Annotated in this window: 11 protein-coding genes; 5 read left to right on the top strand and 6 right to left on the bottom strand. The window is 59.7% G+C overall.

Annotated features, from left to right (window positions below; genetic code table 11):
* Positions 1 to 144: 144 nt before the first annotated feature.
* Positions 145 to 4,056, bottom strand: a complete 3,912-nt coding sequence (gene hrpA, locus ACWIKB_RS33035) for an ATP-dependent RNA helicase HrpA (RefSeq protein WP_475271608.1) — start codon at positions 4,054 to 4,056, stop codon at positions 145 to 147.
* 258 nt (positions 4,057 to 4,314) lie between these two features.
* A complete protein-coding gene (aceK, locus tag ACWIKB_RS33040; protein ID WP_475271609.1) occupies positions 4,315 to 6,036 on the bottom strand; it encodes a bifunctional isocitrate dehydrogenase kinase/phosphatase in 1,722 nt (573 codons plus the stop codon).
* A 203-nt stretch (positions 6,037 to 6,239) separates the two neighbouring features.
* Between aceK and ACWIKB_RS33045 the strand changes: the two genes are divergently transcribed.
* Positions 6,240 to 7,154, top strand: a complete 915-nt coding sequence (locus tag ACWIKB_RS33045) for a DMT family transporter (protein WP_475271610.1) — start codon at positions 6,240 to 6,242, stop codon at positions 7,152 to 7,154.
* 126 nt (positions 7,155 to 7,280) lie between these two features.
* On the opposite strand, the gene ACWIKB_RS33050 is transcribed toward ACWIKB_RS33045, so the two are convergent.
* A complete protein-coding gene (locus tag ACWIKB_RS33050) occupies positions 7,281 to 8,186 on the bottom strand; it encodes a DMT family transporter (protein WP_475271611.1) in 906 nt (301 codons plus the stop codon).
* On the opposite strand from ACWIKB_RS33050, the gene ACWIKB_RS33055 reads away from it, so the two are divergent.
* Positions 8,185 to 8,358: a hypothetical protein gene (locus ACWIKB_RS33055; RefSeq protein ID WP_475271612.1), complete on the top strand. Its 174-nt coding sequence runs from the start codon at positions 8,185 to 8,187 to the stop codon at positions 8,356 to 8,358. The genes ACWIKB_RS33050 and ACWIKB_RS33055 overlap by 2 nt on opposite strands.
* Before the next feature lie 272 nt (positions 8,359 to 8,630).
* Here ACWIKB_RS33055 and ACWIKB_RS33060 read toward each other — a convergent pair whose 3' ends face one another.
* From ACWIKB_RS33060 to cysK, 3 genes are all read right to left on the bottom strand, one after another.
* Complete coding sequence (locus ACWIKB_RS33060; RefSeq protein WP_475271613.1) at positions 8,631 to 9,884, bottom strand: TerD family protein; 1,254 nt, start codon at positions 9,882 to 9,884, stop codon at positions 8,631 to 8,633.
* Positions 9,885 to 10,105: 221 nt separating this feature from the next.
* Positions 10,106 to 11,044 (bottom strand): aspartyl/asparaginyl beta-hydroxylase domain-containing protein, encoded by a 939-nt coding sequence (locus tag ACWIKB_RS33065; protein WP_475271614.1) that lies wholly within the window; start codon positions 11,042 to 11,044, stop codon positions 10,106 to 10,108.
* A gap of 311 nt (positions 11,045 to 11,355) precedes the next feature.
* A complete protein-coding gene (gene cysK / locus ACWIKB_RS33070; RefSeq protein ID WP_475271615.1) occupies positions 11,356 to 12,330 on the bottom strand; it encodes a cysteine synthase A in 975 nt (324 codons plus the stop codon).
* 127 nt (positions 12,331 to 12,457) lie between these two features.
* Here cysK and ACWIKB_RS33075 point away from each other — a divergent pair, with 127 nt between their 5' ends.
* The 3 genes from ACWIKB_RS33075 (at position 12,458) to ACWIKB_RS33085 (ending at position 15,737) form a co-directional block, all read left to right on the top strand.
* Positions 12,458 to 13,534, top strand: a complete 1,077-nt coding sequence (locus ACWIKB_RS33075; RefSeq protein WP_475271616.1) for a DUF748 domain-containing protein — start codon at positions 12,458 to 12,460, stop codon at positions 13,532 to 13,534.
* Between the two features lie 142 nt (positions 13,535 to 13,676).
* Positions 13,677 to 14,522: an AAA family ATPase gene (locus ACWIKB_RS33080; RefSeq protein ID WP_475271617.1), complete on the top strand. Its 846-nt coding sequence runs from the start codon at positions 13,677 to 13,679 to the stop codon at positions 14,520 to 14,522.
* A gap of 36 nt (positions 14,523 to 14,558) precedes the next feature.
* A complete protein-coding gene (locus tag ACWIKB_RS33085) occupies positions 14,559 to 15,737 on the top strand; it encodes a vWA domain-containing protein (RefSeq protein WP_475271618.1) in 1,179 nt (392 codons plus the stop codon).
* Positions 15,738 to 15,860: the final 123 nt, after the last annotated feature.

Genomic DNA, 15,860 nt, shown 5'->3' on the forward strand with positions numbered 1-15,860 from the left:
CGAAGGCTGCGATCTTTTGATCTTCCGGTGTCGCGACAAAGAAAGATCAAAAGATCGCAGCCTTCGGCAGCTCCTACGGTGGATCCCGGTGATCCACAGAGATCGCAATGATCGCAGGGATCGCGCGAATCACATTAATCGAGGTTATGGCTCGACTTGGGTCCACTGTTTGTTCAAACGCTTATCGGAGATCGGCACCTTGGTCCCCAGTTGCTGGGCGAACAGGGAAACCCGGTATTCCTCCAGCCACCAGCGATACAGTTCCAGCTGCGGATCGCGCTTGCCTTCCTGGGCATGTTTGTTGGCGCGAGTCTGGTACTGCGCCCACAGACCTGACAATTCGCCGCTCCAAACCCGATCCCGCTGCACTTGCGCGCCGATTTTCTCGAAGCGCTGCTCGACCGCTTTCAGATAACGCGGCAGCTCCTTGAGCCACTGCATCGGCGTTTCCCGGACAAAACCCGGATACACCAGATGACTGAGCTGCTGCTTGATGTCATTCAGGGCCACGGCTTGGGCCAGGTCGATCTTGCCCTTGAAGCGTTTTTGCAGGCCGTGCCAGAGCTTGAGAATCTCCAGCGTCAATTTGGCCAGACGCTCGGCGTGTTCGGTCCAGCCACCGCGCTTGCGCTCGGCCAGTGACGCCAACCCGGCGCCGTCGCGTGGCAACGGGTCTTCACCGTCGAGGATGCAGCTGTCGAGGCTAGCCAACAGGATGTCTTCGACCAAGGCATCAATGCGCCCGAGTTCGCGGTACATCAGGCCCAACTCGGTCAGCCCCGGCAACTTGCCTCGCAGGAACTTCGCCGGCTCGGCCAATTGCTGCATCAGCAAACGCTGCAAGGCACGGCGATGCTGGAATTCGGCTTCGGCCGGGGTTGAGAAACGCCCTTCCTTGACCGTACCAGCCTCTTCCACCAGCGCCGGGTATACCGTCATCGACAGCCCGGCGATCTTCTGTTGGGTTTTCTCGGCGACGGCGGCAAAGACTTTCGGCTCCACCGGCTGCTGGTTTTTCGCGGTTTGCGGCACGGCCAACGCCGCTTGGCTGGCTTCAGCGAAACGAGCGGTCAACTCGGCCAGATCCCGCCCTTCGCCGAGGAACTTGCCTTGGCCATCGACGATTTCCAGGTTCATCCGCAAATGGCTGTCGACCTGCTGCGAGGCTTCCGCCCAGGCTTCATCGCTGACCCGCGCACCGGTCATGCGCAACAGTTCGCGGCCCAACGCCTGGGGCAACGAGCCCTCGGCGAAGGTCATGCGTTGCAACGCGGCTTTGACGAAGTCCGGCACCGGTACGAAATTCTTGCGCAGGGCTTTGGGCAGGTTACGCACCAACGCCACGCACTTGGCCTCGATGACGCCCGGCACCAGCCATTCCAGGCGTTCCGGCGGCAGCATCGGCAACAGCGGCGCCGGTACCCGCAGGGTCACGCCGTCACGCGGATGATTCGGTTCAAAGTGGTAACTCAGGGCCAGTTCCAGATCACCGATGTGCAAGGTATCCGGGTAATGCAGCGCGGTGACTTCACTGGCCTCGCGGGCCAGTACGTCTTCTTCGCGCATGATCAGCAGCTGTGGGTCTTTCTGGCTGTTAACCCGATACCAACTGTCGAAGGTCGCGGTCTGGTGAATCTCCGCCGGCAGGCGCGCATCGTAGAAGGCAAACAGAGTTTCTTCGTCGGCCAGAATGTCGCGACGACGGGCCTTGGCCTCCAGTTCGTCGAGCTGCTCCAGCAACTGCGCATTGGCGGTCAGGCACTTGGCCTTGGACTGAATCTCGCCGCGCACCAAACCTTCGCGAATGAAAAACTCACGGGACACCACCGGATCAATCGGCCCGTAATGCACCGGCCGGCGACCGACCACGATCAGCCCGAACAAGGTGATCTGCTCAAACGCCACGACCTGGCCGCGCTTCTTCTCCCAATGGGGTTCGAAGTGGTTCTTCTTGATCAAGTGCCCGGCCAGCGGCTCGATCCAGTCGGCGTCGATCTTGGCGACCATCCGCGCGTAGAGCTTGGTGGTTTCCACCAGTTCGGCAGCCATCAGCCATTGCGGACGCTTCTTGCCCAGGCCCGACGACGGGTGAATCCAGAAGCGCCGCTGACGCGCGCCGAGGTAGTCGCCGTCTTCGGTTTTCTGGCCGATCTGGCTGAGCAGGCCCGAGAGCACGGCTTTGTGCAGTTTCGGGTAATCCGCCGGTTCTTTATTGAGGCTGAGCTGCATGTCGCGGCAGATCAGGCTCAACTGACGGTGGGAGTCGCGCCACTCGCGCAAGCGCAAGTAGTTAAGGAAATTCTTGCGGCACCAGTTACGCAACGGACTGGCGGTCAACGCCTGGCGCTGCTCTTCAAAACCGCGCCACAGATTGACCAGCCCGGCGAAGTCCGAGTCCACGTCTTTCCATTGCGCGTGGGCCTGATCGGCCGCTTGTTGGCGTTCCGGCGGACGCTCGCGCGGGTCCTGGATCGACATGGCGCTGGCGACGATCAGCACTTCCTGCAAGCTGCCGAGCTTCGCCGCTTCCAGCAGCATGCGACCCATGCGTGGGTCCACCGGCAGCCGCGCCAGTTGCCGACCGAGCGGGGTCAGCTGACTGTTGCGGTCTACTGCCGAGAGTTCTTGCAGCAGGTTGAAACCGTCGCTGATGGCCTTGCCATCCGGCGGCTCGATAAACGGGAAATCGGTGATCTCGCCGAGGCGCAGATGCAGCATCTGCAAAATAACGGCGGCAAGGTTGGTCCGCAGGATTTCCGGGTCGGTAAATTCCGGTCGGCCGATGAAGTCTTCTTCGCCGTAGAGGCGAATACAAATGCCCGGCTCGACCCGGCCGCATCGACCTTTACGCTGGTTGGCGCTGGCCTGGGAAATCGCTTCGATGGGCAGGCGCTGGACCTTGGCGCGGTAGCTGTAGCGGCTGATGCGCGCGGTGCCGCTATCGATCACGTAACGAATGCCCGGCACCGTCAGCGAGGTTTCCGCGACGTTGGTCGCCAGGACCACGCGACGGCCAGGATGCGACTGGAAAATCCGCTGCTGCTCGGCCGGCGACAACCGCGCATACAGCGGCAGGATTTCAGTGTGCTTGAGCTGGGCCTTGCGCAGCATATCGGCGGCGTCGCGAATCTCGCGCTCGCCGGGCAGGAACACCAGCACATCGCCGGGGCTCTTGCGCTCACTGCGTTCAAACGCGGCGATTTCATCGAGGGTGGCGAGGATCGCCTGATCCACCGTCAAGTCGTCCTCGACGCGGTTGCCCTCTTCGTCCTGCTCCAGCGTCAGCGGGCGATACCAGGTGTCCACCGGGAACGTACGACCGGAGACTTCGACAATCGGCGCGTCATCGAAATGCTTGGAGAAACGCTCCAGGTCGATGGTCGCCGACGTGATGATGACTTTCAGGTCCGGGCGGCGCGGCAGCAGGGTTTTCAGGTAACCGAGCAGGAAGTCGATGTTGAGGCTGCGTTCGTGGGCTTCGTCGACGATGATCGTGTCGTAGCGTTCGAGGTAGCGGTCGTTCTGGGTTTCCGCCAGCAGGATGCCGTCGGTCATCAGCTTGATCAGGGTGTTGGAATCGCTCTGATCCTCGAACCGCACCTGATAGCCGACCAGCGCGCCCAGCGGCGTTGCCAGTTCTTCGGCGACCCGGCTGGCCACACTGCGCGCCGCGATTCGGCGCGGCTGGGTGTGGCCGATCAAGCCATGCTGGCCGCGCCCGATTTCCAGGCAGATCTTCGGCAACTGGGTGGTTTTACCCGAGCCGGTTTCGCCGGCAATGATCAGCACCTGATGCTTGAGCAGCGCCTCTTTGATTTCGTCGCGCTTGGCGGCGATCGGCAAACTGTCGTCGTAACGAATCACCGGCAGGCTGGCGCGCCGCGCCAACACCTGATCACAGGACGCCTGCATGCGCACCACCCACTGGGCCAGCTTGGCCTCATCAGGTTTTTTGCGCAGCTCAAGCAACTGCCGCCGCAGCCGGTGGCGGTCGGCGAGCATGGCGTGATCGAGGTTTTTCAGCAGTTTGTCGATGGAAGGCGATTCGTCAGTCATCAGGTACGCAATAAGTCGTCTAGTGGCGCAGGGGCGCGATTGTCGCAGATTTGGGTGTGTTTGGCGTGTCAGGGAGGGCCACCCCTCACCCTAACCCTCTCCCCAAAGGGGCGAGGGGACTGACCGAGTTGTTCTTTTGAGTTATATCGACCTGAAAGTCCGAGTCGAACTCAGGTCTGGAAAACGATGGAGATCAGCTCCCTTTCCCCCCTCTCCCCTCTGGGGAGAGGGCTGGGGTGAGGGGCTGGATGTCAGCCATCACTCGTTATCCAACCCCTTACGCCGATAGGGGAACACGTCGATCACTTTGCCCGCGCGAATGGCCTCTTGCAGGCTCTTCCAGTAATCGGCGTTGTACAACTCGCCATGCAACTGATCAAACAACCGCCGTTGCCCGGAATCAGCAAACAAAAACGGCGGAAACTCTTCCGGAAACACATCCAGCGGCCCGATCGAATACCACGGTTCGGACGCCATTTCATCTTCCGGCGTGCGCGGTTGCGGGATATGCCGGAAGTTGGCCTCAGTCAAAAAGCAAATCTCGTCATAGTCATAAAACACCACACGCCCGTGACGGGTAACACCGAAGTTCTTCAGCAACATGTCGCCTGGAAAGATGTTCGCCGCCGCCAGTTGCTTGATCGCCAGGCCGTAATCTTCCAGCGCCTCGCGCACCTGCGCCTCGTTGGCGTGTTCCAGGTAGAGGTTCAGCGGCGTCATCCGCCGTTCGGTCCAGCAGTGGCGGATCAGTACGGTGTCGCCCTCCACTGACACCGTGGACGCCGCCACATCGAGCAGCTCCTCCAGGCACGCCGGCTCGAACTTGCTCAGCGGGAACCGGAAATCGGCGAACTCCTGGGTATCGGCCATGCGCCCTACCCGATCGACACTTTTCACCAAGCGATACTTCTCGATCACCGTCGCCCGGTCGACGTTTTTCGATGGCGAGAAGCGGTCCTTGATGATTTTGAACACGGTGTTGAAGCCCGGCAGGGTGAACACGCTCATGACCATGCCGCGCACGCCGGGAGCCATGATGAACTGGTCGTCGGTGCTGGCCAGGTGGTTGATCAACGCCCGGTAAAACTCGGATTTGCCGTGTTTATAGAAGCCAATCGAGGTGTACAGCTCAGCAATGTGCTTGCCCGGCAGGATGCGCTTGAGAAAGCCGATGAATTCCGCCGGCACCGGTACATCCACCATGAAGTACGAACGGGTGAACGAGAAGATGATCGACACATCGGCTTCATCGGTGATCAACGCGTCAATCTGAATCCCGCGACCTTCGCGGTGCAGCAGCGGAATCACCAGCGGCCATTGCTCGTCCTGGGTGTAAATCCGTCCGACCAGATACGCGCCTTTGTTGCGGTAGAGCACCGAGGAGAACAGTTCAACGGACAACTCCGGGTCCTTGCAGACCCAGTCCGGCAGGTTTTCGCGCAGTTGCGCTTCGAGACGGCGCAGGTCGCCGGCAAGGTCGGCGTAATCCTCGCTGAAGCGGTAGTCGGCAAAGATGCTCGCCAACATTTCAGACAAATGTCCTTGAGGCTTGTAGGTGCGGGTTTGCGCGGCCCGGGCCCGGCGCAGGCTCGGCCGGGTGGTGTGGATGAACATGCAGCCGTCGCTGATCAGGTCGTGGCTGAACAGCCCGCAGAAAATCGAGTTGTACCAGGTCTCGGACAGTTCATCGTCGAAACGCAGGTCGATCAGCGTGATGTAGGCGCTTTTGACCAGTGGCCAGCAGCTGACGTCCATCAGCGTATCGGTGTCGAAGGACGCCCGCAGCCGCTCCACCGTTTCGCCGACTTTATCCTCGTACAGATTGATCCGCGCCGCCGACGCCGATTGCGTCTCCTGCCACTGCGCCTGTTCGAAGCGGGCCCGGGCACCATCGGTGATCTGCCGGAAATGCTCGCGGTAATCGTCAAAGCCATCGAGGATCATTCGGGCGATGTCGGCGGCTGGCCATTGCTGCGGCATGGTGAAACCTCTGCGGGAATTGCGGAAGCCTGAGCTTAGCCAGTGAACCGGGTTAAGGAGAAGCGTCATTTTCGCCATTGTCGCGCCTGGCCGTGGAGCTCAACGGTCTGGAGACCCGCGCCGCCAATTAAATGCCCGATTTGCGGTTGCCATCCACAGGGCTCTCGGCAACACTTCCGTCCCCAGAAAGGAAGGAGTGCACCGTGAGCCCTGTCGATATTGTTCGTTTACTGTCGCTGGCAGCGATCTGGGGCGCGAGTTTCCTGTTCATGCGCGTCATCGCCCCGGTGATCGGCACTGTTCCCACCGCGTTTTTCCGCGTGTCGATTGCCGCTGCCGGCTTGCTGGTGATCCTCGGTCTGATGCGTATCAGCTGGGATTTCAAAGGCAAACTCAAGACTGTGATGTTGCTCGGGGTGATCAACTCCGGGATTCCGGCGACCCTGTATTCCGTGGCCGCGCAAGTGCTGCCGGCCGGTTACTCGGCGATTTTCAACGCCACTACGCCCTTGATGGGCGTGCTGATCGGCGGGCTGTTCTTCCATGAGAAACTGACCGCGGCCAAACTTGGCGGCGTGTTCCTGGGACTGCTCGGCGTCGGGATCCTGACTCGTGCCGGTCCGGTGGCGTTCGACATGCCATTGCTGATGGGCGCCGTGGCCTGCCTGCTCGCCACCACCTGTTACGGCTTTGCCGGGTTCCTCGCCCGCCGCTGGCTCGATCAGGCCGGCGGCCTCGACAGCCGTTTGTCGGCGTTGGGCAGCATGCTCGGCGCGACATTGTTCCTGCTGCCGCTGTTCGGCTACAGCGTAATCACCCAGCCACCGGCGAGCTGGGGCGGCTGGAATGTCTGGTTGTCGCTGCTGGGGTTGGGATTGGGCTGCACCGCGTTTGCGTACATTGTTTACTTCCGCTTGCTCAGCTCGATCGGCCCGGTGAAATCAATGACCGTGACCTTCATGATCCCGCCGTTCGGCGTGCTGTGGGGCGCGTTGCTGCTGGATGAGCCGTTGTCGATGGCCCACATATACGGCGGGGTGTTGATTGCGGCGGCGTTGTGGCTGGTGTTGAAGCCGGCGGTAGTGAAACCGGCGGAAGTGGCTACGCGCCAAGACTAGAGCCTACTCCCCCGTAGGAGCTGCCGAAGGCTGCGATCTTTTGATCTTGTTTTTAAGATCGAGATCAAAAGATCGCAGCCTTCGGCAGCTCCTACAGGGTTAATCAATAGCCATTACATATGGATGTCAGCCGCGACACCGCTGTCTTGTAACCGTCTTCGCGCTGCCGCGCCCGGGCCTACGAAACACAAACACCAACCCGACAATAATCAGCAGCATCCCCAGCACGCTCAACAGCGCCAACCGATTACCGAAAATCAGGTAATCCATCACCGCCGTCACCGCCGGCACCAGGTAAAACAGACTGGTGACATTCACCAGATTGCCCCGGGCGATCAGCCGATACAGCAGCAACGTCGCCAGCACCGACACCACCAGTCCCATCCACAACACCGGCACGATAAACCCTGTGCTGTGTTCAAAATGAAACGGCTGGAACGGTACAAAAATCCCACAAAGCAACAGCCCTGCCAGGTACTGCACCGGCAGCGTGCCGAGGGGATTGTCGGTGATGCGTTTTTGCATGATCGAGCCGAAGGTCATGCTCGCCAGCGCTAACAAACCAAAGAGCATCCCGGCCAGCGACATCCCGGCCAGGCCGATGCCTTGGTAAACCACCATGATCAACCCGGCCAGCCCCAGCGCAAGGCCGAACATCCGGCTGGCCGAGCGCTGCCGTTCCATGATCACCACGGTGAGAATCGGCTGCACGCCCATGATTGTGGCCATGACGCCGGGGGTGACCTTCAGGTCCAGGGCCAGCAGATAGAAAATCTGATACGCCCCCAACAACACCACACCCGTGGCCATTGCATACAGCATCGGCTTGCCGCCCTTGGGCAGTTTCAGCTTGAGCAACGGCACCAACAGCACCAACCCGCACAGGGCGATGACGAAGCGAAACAGCAGAAAGGCAAAGGGTGACGCGTGGGCCAGGCCCCATTTGGAGAAGATCGCCCCGCTGCTCCACAGCAAGACGAACAGGCTCGTGGACGCCGCCGCGAGCGCGGTTTTTTTCGAAAGGACAAACATGAATACCACCTGTCATCAGGCAAATAAAAAGCCAGGTCAGCCGAAGCTGAAGTTCAGTAGTTTTTTCAGACGGGCACTTTTTATGACGGGCATGGAACAGCAGGAAAAGCTGATCAGCCCGAAATGCCAACGCCTGGCGGTGATACGACTGCGCACACCGGCGTGCTACTGACAGGAGGGGGGTAATGACTGATCTGCGCAGGCTGCTGAATCCCGCACGGCACGACGCCAGCGTTGACCGCTGAATCGACTACCGCGTTGATGAGGGAAGCAGGCATGGGCGGATCTTTTTTTGAGGGCCGTACTTGGGTAAGCAGGCGAGCGCCGACTATAACCAGCGTTCGACATGGATTGCAATGACTTGCCGTAAAGGCCCGCCAAGCCTGCACTACGTAGCAGTGGCGCGTGGCGACTCGACAAGTGCCACGCGCCCGTCACAGGGACTCAGACGTAACGTTTGTTGCCGCTGTTTTCCGGCGGATAGCCTTTGAACACAGCGGGGCCATCCATGGTGATCTCCAGTTTGTCACCCTTGCGCGACAGCCAAGGGGTCGCTTCACTGGTGCTCTTGGAGGTCTTGCCGGATGGGCTCAGCTCAATGTGATCCAGATCGATTTCGATCAAGCCGATCACGTAGGTGTAAATCGCGCTGCTGAAAAAACCGTCCTTGAACTCAAAGGCGCACTCGACGATCTGGTCGCCGTATTCCATGCGCATTTTCGGTTTCAGCGAAGCCACCGAGACGGCCCCGTTGTCCACGGCGGAGTAAACGCTGCAGACCAGCGCAACCTTGCCGCCCATGCGCTGGGAGATGGCAGGGTTGATGTCGACCGTTTCTATGCCCGGCGCAGACGCACTGGCGCTGACCACGTCGCCGGTGTGGAAAATGAAGGGATCGACGTCAAAGGCACCGCTCTTGTCGGGCGCCTGAATGATGGACATCCGGCCATCCGGCCGCAGGATGCCGATCCTCAGGTCGAGATCGTCATTGTCCTCACCATCGCCGTTATCAACCCAGGTCGCGCTGACACGGATGACCTTCGGTGCGGACGGGCCTTTTTCCAATGACACCTTGTGGCTGGTGCCAGGCTTGTCCAGGGTGATCACGGACTTGGCGATATTGACCGGTTTCGGGGCGGGAGTCGGCGAAACCGGCGGGGCAGCAGGCGCTTCGTCGTCCACCTCAATCCCGTAGAGACCGCAGAGCCCGGCCAGGCCCGAAGCGAACCCCTGCCATACCGAACGCGCCTTGAGCTGGCCGTTTCGAACGTACAACTCGAGCACGATAATGCCAGTCTCTTGAGAGAACGACCCGGGCGCGAGCTCCAGAATCCGGTCGCCGACAATCACTTGTGCGCGCAGATCCTTCACCGCAGCAAAACCGCCAGCGCTGCCATCTTGAGTCAGGGTAATGGCGATCTTGGTGATACTGGCCGGCAGGCGCGACAGATCAAAGCCGATGCGGTGGCTGACGGCACCACTTTGCGTGACTGGTGCGATAAACATGGCAGCACCGGACGCGTGTTCCGGCGCGTTGAAGAAAACCATGCCGCTGTCATCCGTCACCTTGCCGGTTTCGGTGACGAGGAAGGCTGTGAGGTTAACGTCCAGGTTGTCGCCGGCAGCGTGGGTGACCACGACTTGCCCTTTGGGCAGGCTGAGGGTGGTGTTTTCGCCGGGCTTGAGGGATTGATTCAATGGGAGTCGCCTATTCCATGGGGTGTATGGCAGCACACTGCATGTGTGCTGCGCCTTCATTGAGCGAGTGCGCGAGCCAGCCAAAGGGAAAGCCAGGCTTTCAGGGCCGTACTGCGGGGAGGGAGTTTAACGGCTTGTGTCACTCTGCGGCGCTTTATGCCCTCATCTGCTTCCCATAAAAAAACCGCTCACACAGAGCGGTTTTTTGTTCAGAGGCCGGTTTAACCAAACAGCCAATACCCCAACAACGTCAGCACCACCACCGCCAGCACCGGCCGCAGTACACGGTAGGCCTTGGGATGACGTCGCTTCCACTGCTTGACCACGCCGCTGAATTTGTCGCTGGAGTTCTTGCTCCAGGCGTAAGCCTGGTTGATCCCGCCAACGCGCTCATCGTCCAGGTTTTGCGGTGCCGTGGCACGCCCCAGCAGGCCACTGACCCAGCGGTTGATGCGGGTCATGATGCGGTTGCTCAGGGGGCGTTCGATGTCGCAGAACAGGATGACCCGGGTCTTTTCGGTTTCGTTCTTGACCCAGTGCACGTAGGTCTCATCGAACATCACGTCTTCGCCATCGCGCCAGGCGTAGACCTGACCGTCGACAAAGATGCGGCAGTCATCGGAGTTCGGTGTCGACAACCCCAAGTGGTACCGCAGGGAGCCGGCGAACGGGTCGCGGTGCGGGTTGAGGTGGCTGCCGCCTGGCAACAAGGCAAACATCGCGCCTTTAACGTTAGGGATACTGCTGACCAGCGCCACGGTCTTCGGGCACAGGGCTTCAGCCGATGGCAACGGTTTGTCGTACCACTTGAGGTAAAAACGCTTCCAGCCCTTCTTGAAGAACGAACCGAAACCGGCGTCGTTGTTCTTTTCGGCGGCGCGGATGTAGCCCTCGTCGAACAGGTGCATGGCTTCGTCGCGGATGACTTCCCAGTTGTCCCGAAGCACATCCAGTTCCGGAAACTTGCTGCGGTCCAGATAGGGCTTGGACGGAACGCCGGAGAACAGGTACATCAGGGCGTTATAAGGCGCGAACAGAGCCGAATGGTTGACGAACTGACGCAGGACCGGCAAACGTGCCTTGCCGCGCAAATGCACATAGAGCGTGCTGCCGAGGAATAACAGCAACACCGACGCCTTCGCGGCAAAGGAAAAGGTCATCAACGACTCCTTGAGATATAAGCAACTTTGCGCAACGCCATTTACCCGACGTGGCAGCCGGCCATGATAACCACTACCGGCCCAGGGAAAAACCCACATAACTGAACATTCAGTGTTAAGGATTGCGCAACAAAGCACTTATTAACATAAGGTTCCTGAACGAAGGCTGACCCGAGTCAACCCTTTTTAGGTCCGGGTTCACATTGTGGCGAGCGAGCTTGCTCGCGCTGGGCTGCGCAGCGGCCCCAAGTTTATGTGGGCGCTACGCACTCAAGCGCGAGCAAGCTCCCTCGCCACAACAGGTACACACGTTATTGCTGGGTTTCTGCCTCCGTAAACAGATCACTGAACAACATGCTCGACAGATAACGTTCGCCGGAGTCCGGCAGGATCACCACGATGGTCTTGCCCTGCATTTCCGGGGTTTCGGCCAGACGCACCGCAACCGCCATCGCCGCACCGCAAGAGATACCGCACAAAATCCCTTCTTCCTGCATCAGGCGCAGGGCCATGGCCTTGGACTCGTCGTCGGTCACCAGTTCTACCCGGTCGACAATCGACAAATCGAGGTTCTTCGGCACAAAACCGGCACCAATGCCTTGAATCTTGTGCGGGCTCGGCTTGATCTCTTCACCGGCCAACTTCTGGGTAATCACCGGCGACGACACCGGCTCCACGGCCACCGAAAGAATCGGTTTGCCCTGGGTATTCTTGATATACCGCGAAACACCGGTGATGGTTCCGCCGGTTCCGACGCCCGCCACCAGCACATCGACCGCGCCGTCGGTGTCGTTCCAGATTTCCGGGCCGGTGGTCTTTTCGTGGATGGCCGGGTTGGCCGGGTTTTCAAACTGCGCCGGCATAAAGTATTTGGCCGGATCGCTGGCGAGGATTTCAGCAGCCTTTTCGATCGCGCCTTTCATGCCCTTGGCCGGCTCGGTCAACACCAGCTCGGCGCCCAAGGCCTTTAGCACCTTGCGCCGCTCGATGCTCATGGACGCGGGCATGGTCAACATCAGCTTATAGCCACGGGCGGCGGCGACAAACGCCAGGCCGATACCGGTGTTGCCCGAAGTCGGCTCGACAATGGTCATGCCAGGCTTGAGTTTGCCGGTGCTTTCGGCGTCCCAGATCATGTTCGCGCCGATCCGGCATTTGACCGAATAACCGGGGTTGCGCCCCTCGATCTTGGCCAGGATGGTCACGCCGCGCGGCGCGATGCGGTTGATCTGCACCAGCGGCGTATTGCCGATGGAATGGGCGTTGTCAGCAAAAATACGACTCATGGCTGGGTCCTTATGCAGCGTTGAATAAGCTCACCAAGGTATGCCTGTTGCCGATGGTCGTCCAGTCAGGTCGAACGTCCGCAGGCGCCCGTAGTCAATGGCTTTACACTGCCAAGGAATTGCCATCATGAAGCGTCGATACAGTTGGCCCCTATGGACCGTTGCCGGCCTTGTTGTACTGCTGGTTGCCCTGGACATCGCCCTGCCCTACCTGGTGCGTAATTACCTCAACGACAAGCTCGCCGACATGGGCGATTACCGTGGCCAGGTCACCGACGTGGACCTGGCCCTGTGGCGCGGCGCTTACAAAATCAATGGGCTGAAGATCGTCAAGGTCGACGGCAAAGTCCCCGTGCCCTTCGTCAACGCGCCGCTGATCGACCTTTCAGTCAGTTGGCATTCACTCTGGTACGACCATGCGGTGGTGGCCGAGGTGCAATTCATCAAACCGGAGGTGAACTTCGTCGATGGCGGCGCCAACAAGCAGAACTCCCAGACCGGTCGCGGCACCGACTGGCGCGCCCAGTTGAGCAAATTGCTGCCGATCACCCTCAACGAAGTGCGAATCGACGACGGCAAAATCAGTTTTCGAAACTTCAGCTCCACCCCGCCGGTAAACATGAACGCCACCCAGGTCAACGCCAGCCTCTATAACCTGACCAACGTGGTCGACACCCAAGGCAAGCGTGACGCCCGTTTCGAAGGCAAGGCCCTGCTGCTGGGCCACGCGCCGCTGGAAACCACCGCCACCTTCGACCCGCTGAGCAACTTCGAAGACTTCGAATTCCGCCTGCGGGCCAAGAACATCGAACTCAAACGCATGAACGACTTCGCCTCGGCGTACGGCAAATTCGACTTCAATGCCGGCCACGGTGATGTGGTGATCGAAGCCGAAGCCAACAAAGGCCAGCTCAAGGGCTACATCAAACCGCTGCTGCGCGACGTCGAAGTGTTCAACTGGCAGCAGGACGTCGAGAACAAGAACAAAGGGATCTTGCGCTCCGTCTGGGAAGCCATCGTCGGCAGCACAGAAACCGTGTTGAAAAACCAGCGCAAGAACCAGTTCGCCACCAAAGTCGAACTCAGCGGCAACGTGCACCAGCAAGATATCAGCGCGTTCCAGGCGTTTTTGCAGATCTTGCGCAACGGCTTCGTCCAGGCATTCAATGCACGGTATGAACAGTCGAAGCCGGATGCGGGCTGAGTCAAGATGTGACGCCCCATTCAGAGACTGAATAACCCGTCTGCGTTCACAGTCGACCGGGCAGCGCGTTATAGTCGGACATCACATTTATTCCGTCCCGCCCTGCCCGTTCAGGTCGGCGCTACCGTTCGAGGATTAGCAGATGAAGTTCGAAGGCACCCAGGCCTACGTCGCCACCGATGACCTGAAGCTGGCGGTCAACGCCGCCATCACCCTGGAGCGTCCGCTGCTGGTCAAGGGCGAGCCGGGTACCGGCAAGACCATGCTCGCCGAGCAACTGGCCGAATCCTTTGGCGCCAGGCTGATTACCTGGCACATCAAGTCCACGACCAAGGCGCATCAGGGCCTGTACGAGTACGACGCGGTGAGCCGTCTGCGGGATTCGCAGCTGGGCACGGAAAAGGTCCACGACGTTCGCAATTACCTGAAAAAGGGCAAGCTGTGGGAAGCCTTCGAGTCCGACGAACGGGTGATCCTGCTGATCGACGAAATCGACAAGGCTGACATCGAGTTCCCGAACGACCTGCTGCAAGAACTCGACAAGATGGAGTTCTACGTTTACGAGATCGACGAGACCATCAAGGCCAAGAAACGCCCGATCATCATCATTACCTCCAACAATGAGAAAGAGCTGCCGGACGCGTTCCTGCGCCGCTGCTTCTTCCATTACATCGCCTTCCCGGATCGCGTCACGATGCAGCGGATCGTCGACGTGCATTACCCGAACATCAAGAAAGACTTGGTCAGCGAAGCGCTGGACGTGTTCTTCGACGTACGCAAAGTGCCGGGCCTGAAGAAGAAGCCGTCGACCTCCGAACTGGTGGACTGGCTCAAGCTGCTGATGGCCGACAACATCGGCGAAGCGGTGCTGCGCGAACGCGATCCGACCAAGGCCATCCCGCCGCTGGCCGGCGCCCTGGTGAAGAACGAGCAGGACGTGCAACTGCTTGAGCGTCTGGCGTTCATGAGCCGTCGCGGCTCTCGCTAAGTCTCGCTTTTTTTAACAAAAGCGGAGGCGATCGCCATGCTGCTCAACCTGTTCAATGAAATGCGCGCAGCCAAGGTGCCGGTCTCTGTGCGCGAGCTGCTGGACCTGATCAACGCGCTGAAACAGCGCGTGGTCTTCGCCGACATGGACGAGTTTTATTACTTGTCCCGGGCGATCCTGGTGAAGGACGAAAAGCATTTCGACAAGTTCGACCGGGCCTTCGGTGCCTACTTCAATGGCCTGGAAAAACTCGACGACCACCTTCAGGCGTTGATTCCCGAAGACTGGTTGCGCAAGGAATTTGAGCGTTCCCTGAGCGATGAAGAGCGGGCGCAAATCCAGTCCCTCGGCGGCCTCGACAAGCTGATCGAGGAGTTCAAGAAACGCCTCGAAGAACAGAAAGAACGCCACGCCGGCGGCAACAAATGGATCGGCACCGGCGGCACCAGCCCGTTCGGCTCTGGCGGTTTTAACCCGGAAGGTATTCGGGTCGGCGATGCCGGCAAGCGCCAGGGCAAAGCGGTCAAGGTCTGGGACCAGCGCGAGTACAAGAACCTCGACGATTCGGTGGAACTCGGCACGCGCAATATCAAAGTTGCCCTGCGCCGACTGCGCAAGTTTGCTCGTCAGGGCGCGGCGGAAGAGTTGGATATCGATGGCACCATCGACCACACCGCCCGCGACGCCGGCCTGCTGAACATTCAGATGCGACCGGAGCGGCGTAACACCGTCAAGTTGTTGCTGCTGTTCGACATCGGCGGCTCGATGGACGCCCACGTGAAGATCTGCGAGGAACTGTTCTCGGCCTGCAAGACCGAGTTCAAACACCTGGAGTACTTCTACTTCCACAACTTCCTTTACGAATCGGTGTGGAAGAACAACATGCGTCGCACCTCCGAGCGTTTCTCGACGCAGGATTTGCTGCACAAGTACGGCGCCGACTACAAAGTGATCTTCATCGGCGACGCCGCCATGGCGCCCTACGAAATCACCCAGGCCGGCGGCAGCGTCGAGCACTGGAACGAAGAGCCGGGCTACGTGTGGATGCAGCGTTTCATGGAGAAGTACAAGAAGTTGATCTGGATTAACCCGTATCCGAAAGATACCTGGGGTTACACCTCGTCGACCAACATCGTGCGCGATTTGATCGAAGACCGGATGTATCCGCTGACGTTGCGGGGGTTGGAGGAAGGGATGCGGTTTTTGTCCAAGTAGAGCGAGGACCTTGTGGCGAGGGGGCTTGCCCCCGTTCGGCTGCGCAGCAGTCGCAAAACCAGTGCATGCGGTATTTCTGAAATACCGCGGCTGCAGATTTTGGGGCTGCTGCGCAACCCAACG

The sequence above is a fragment of the Pseudomonas sp. 5Vm1k genome (assembly GCF_056161485.1).

Coding starts and splice junctions, on each gene's coding strand:
- cysK (WP_475271615.1), bottom strand. CDS start 12,330: ATGAGTCGTATTTTTGCTGACAACGCCCATTCCATCGGCAATACGCCG.
- hrpA (WP_475271608.1), bottom strand. CDS start 4,056: ATGACTGACGAATCGCCTTCCATCGACAAACTGCTGAAAAACCTCGAT.
- ACWIKB_RS33065 (WP_475271614.1), bottom strand. CDS start 11,044: ATGACCTTTTCCTTTGCCGCGAAGGCGTCGGTGTTGCTGTTATTCCTC.
- ACWIKB_RS33085 (WP_475271618.1), top strand. CDS start 14,559: ATGCTGCTCAACCTGTTCAATGAAATGCGCGCAGCCAAGGTGCCGGTC.
- aceK (WP_475271609.1), bottom strand. CDS start 6,036: ATGCCGCAGCAATGGCCAGCCGCCGACATCGCCCGAATGATCCTCGAT.
- ACWIKB_RS33055 (WP_475271612.1), top strand. CDS start 8,185: ATGAATACCACCTGTCATCAGGCAAATAAAAAGCCAGGTCAGCCGAAG.
- ACWIKB_RS33080 (WP_475271617.1), top strand. CDS start 13,677: ATGAAGTTCGAAGGCACCCAGGCCTACGTCGCCACCGATGACCTGAAG.
- ACWIKB_RS33075 (WP_475271616.1), top strand. CDS start 12,458: ATGAAGCGTCGATACAGTTGGCCCCTATGGACCGTTGCCGGCCTTGTT.
- ACWIKB_RS33050 (WP_475271611.1), bottom strand. CDS start 8,186: ATGTTTGTCCTTTCGAAAAAAACCGCGCTCGCGGCGGCGTCCACGAGC.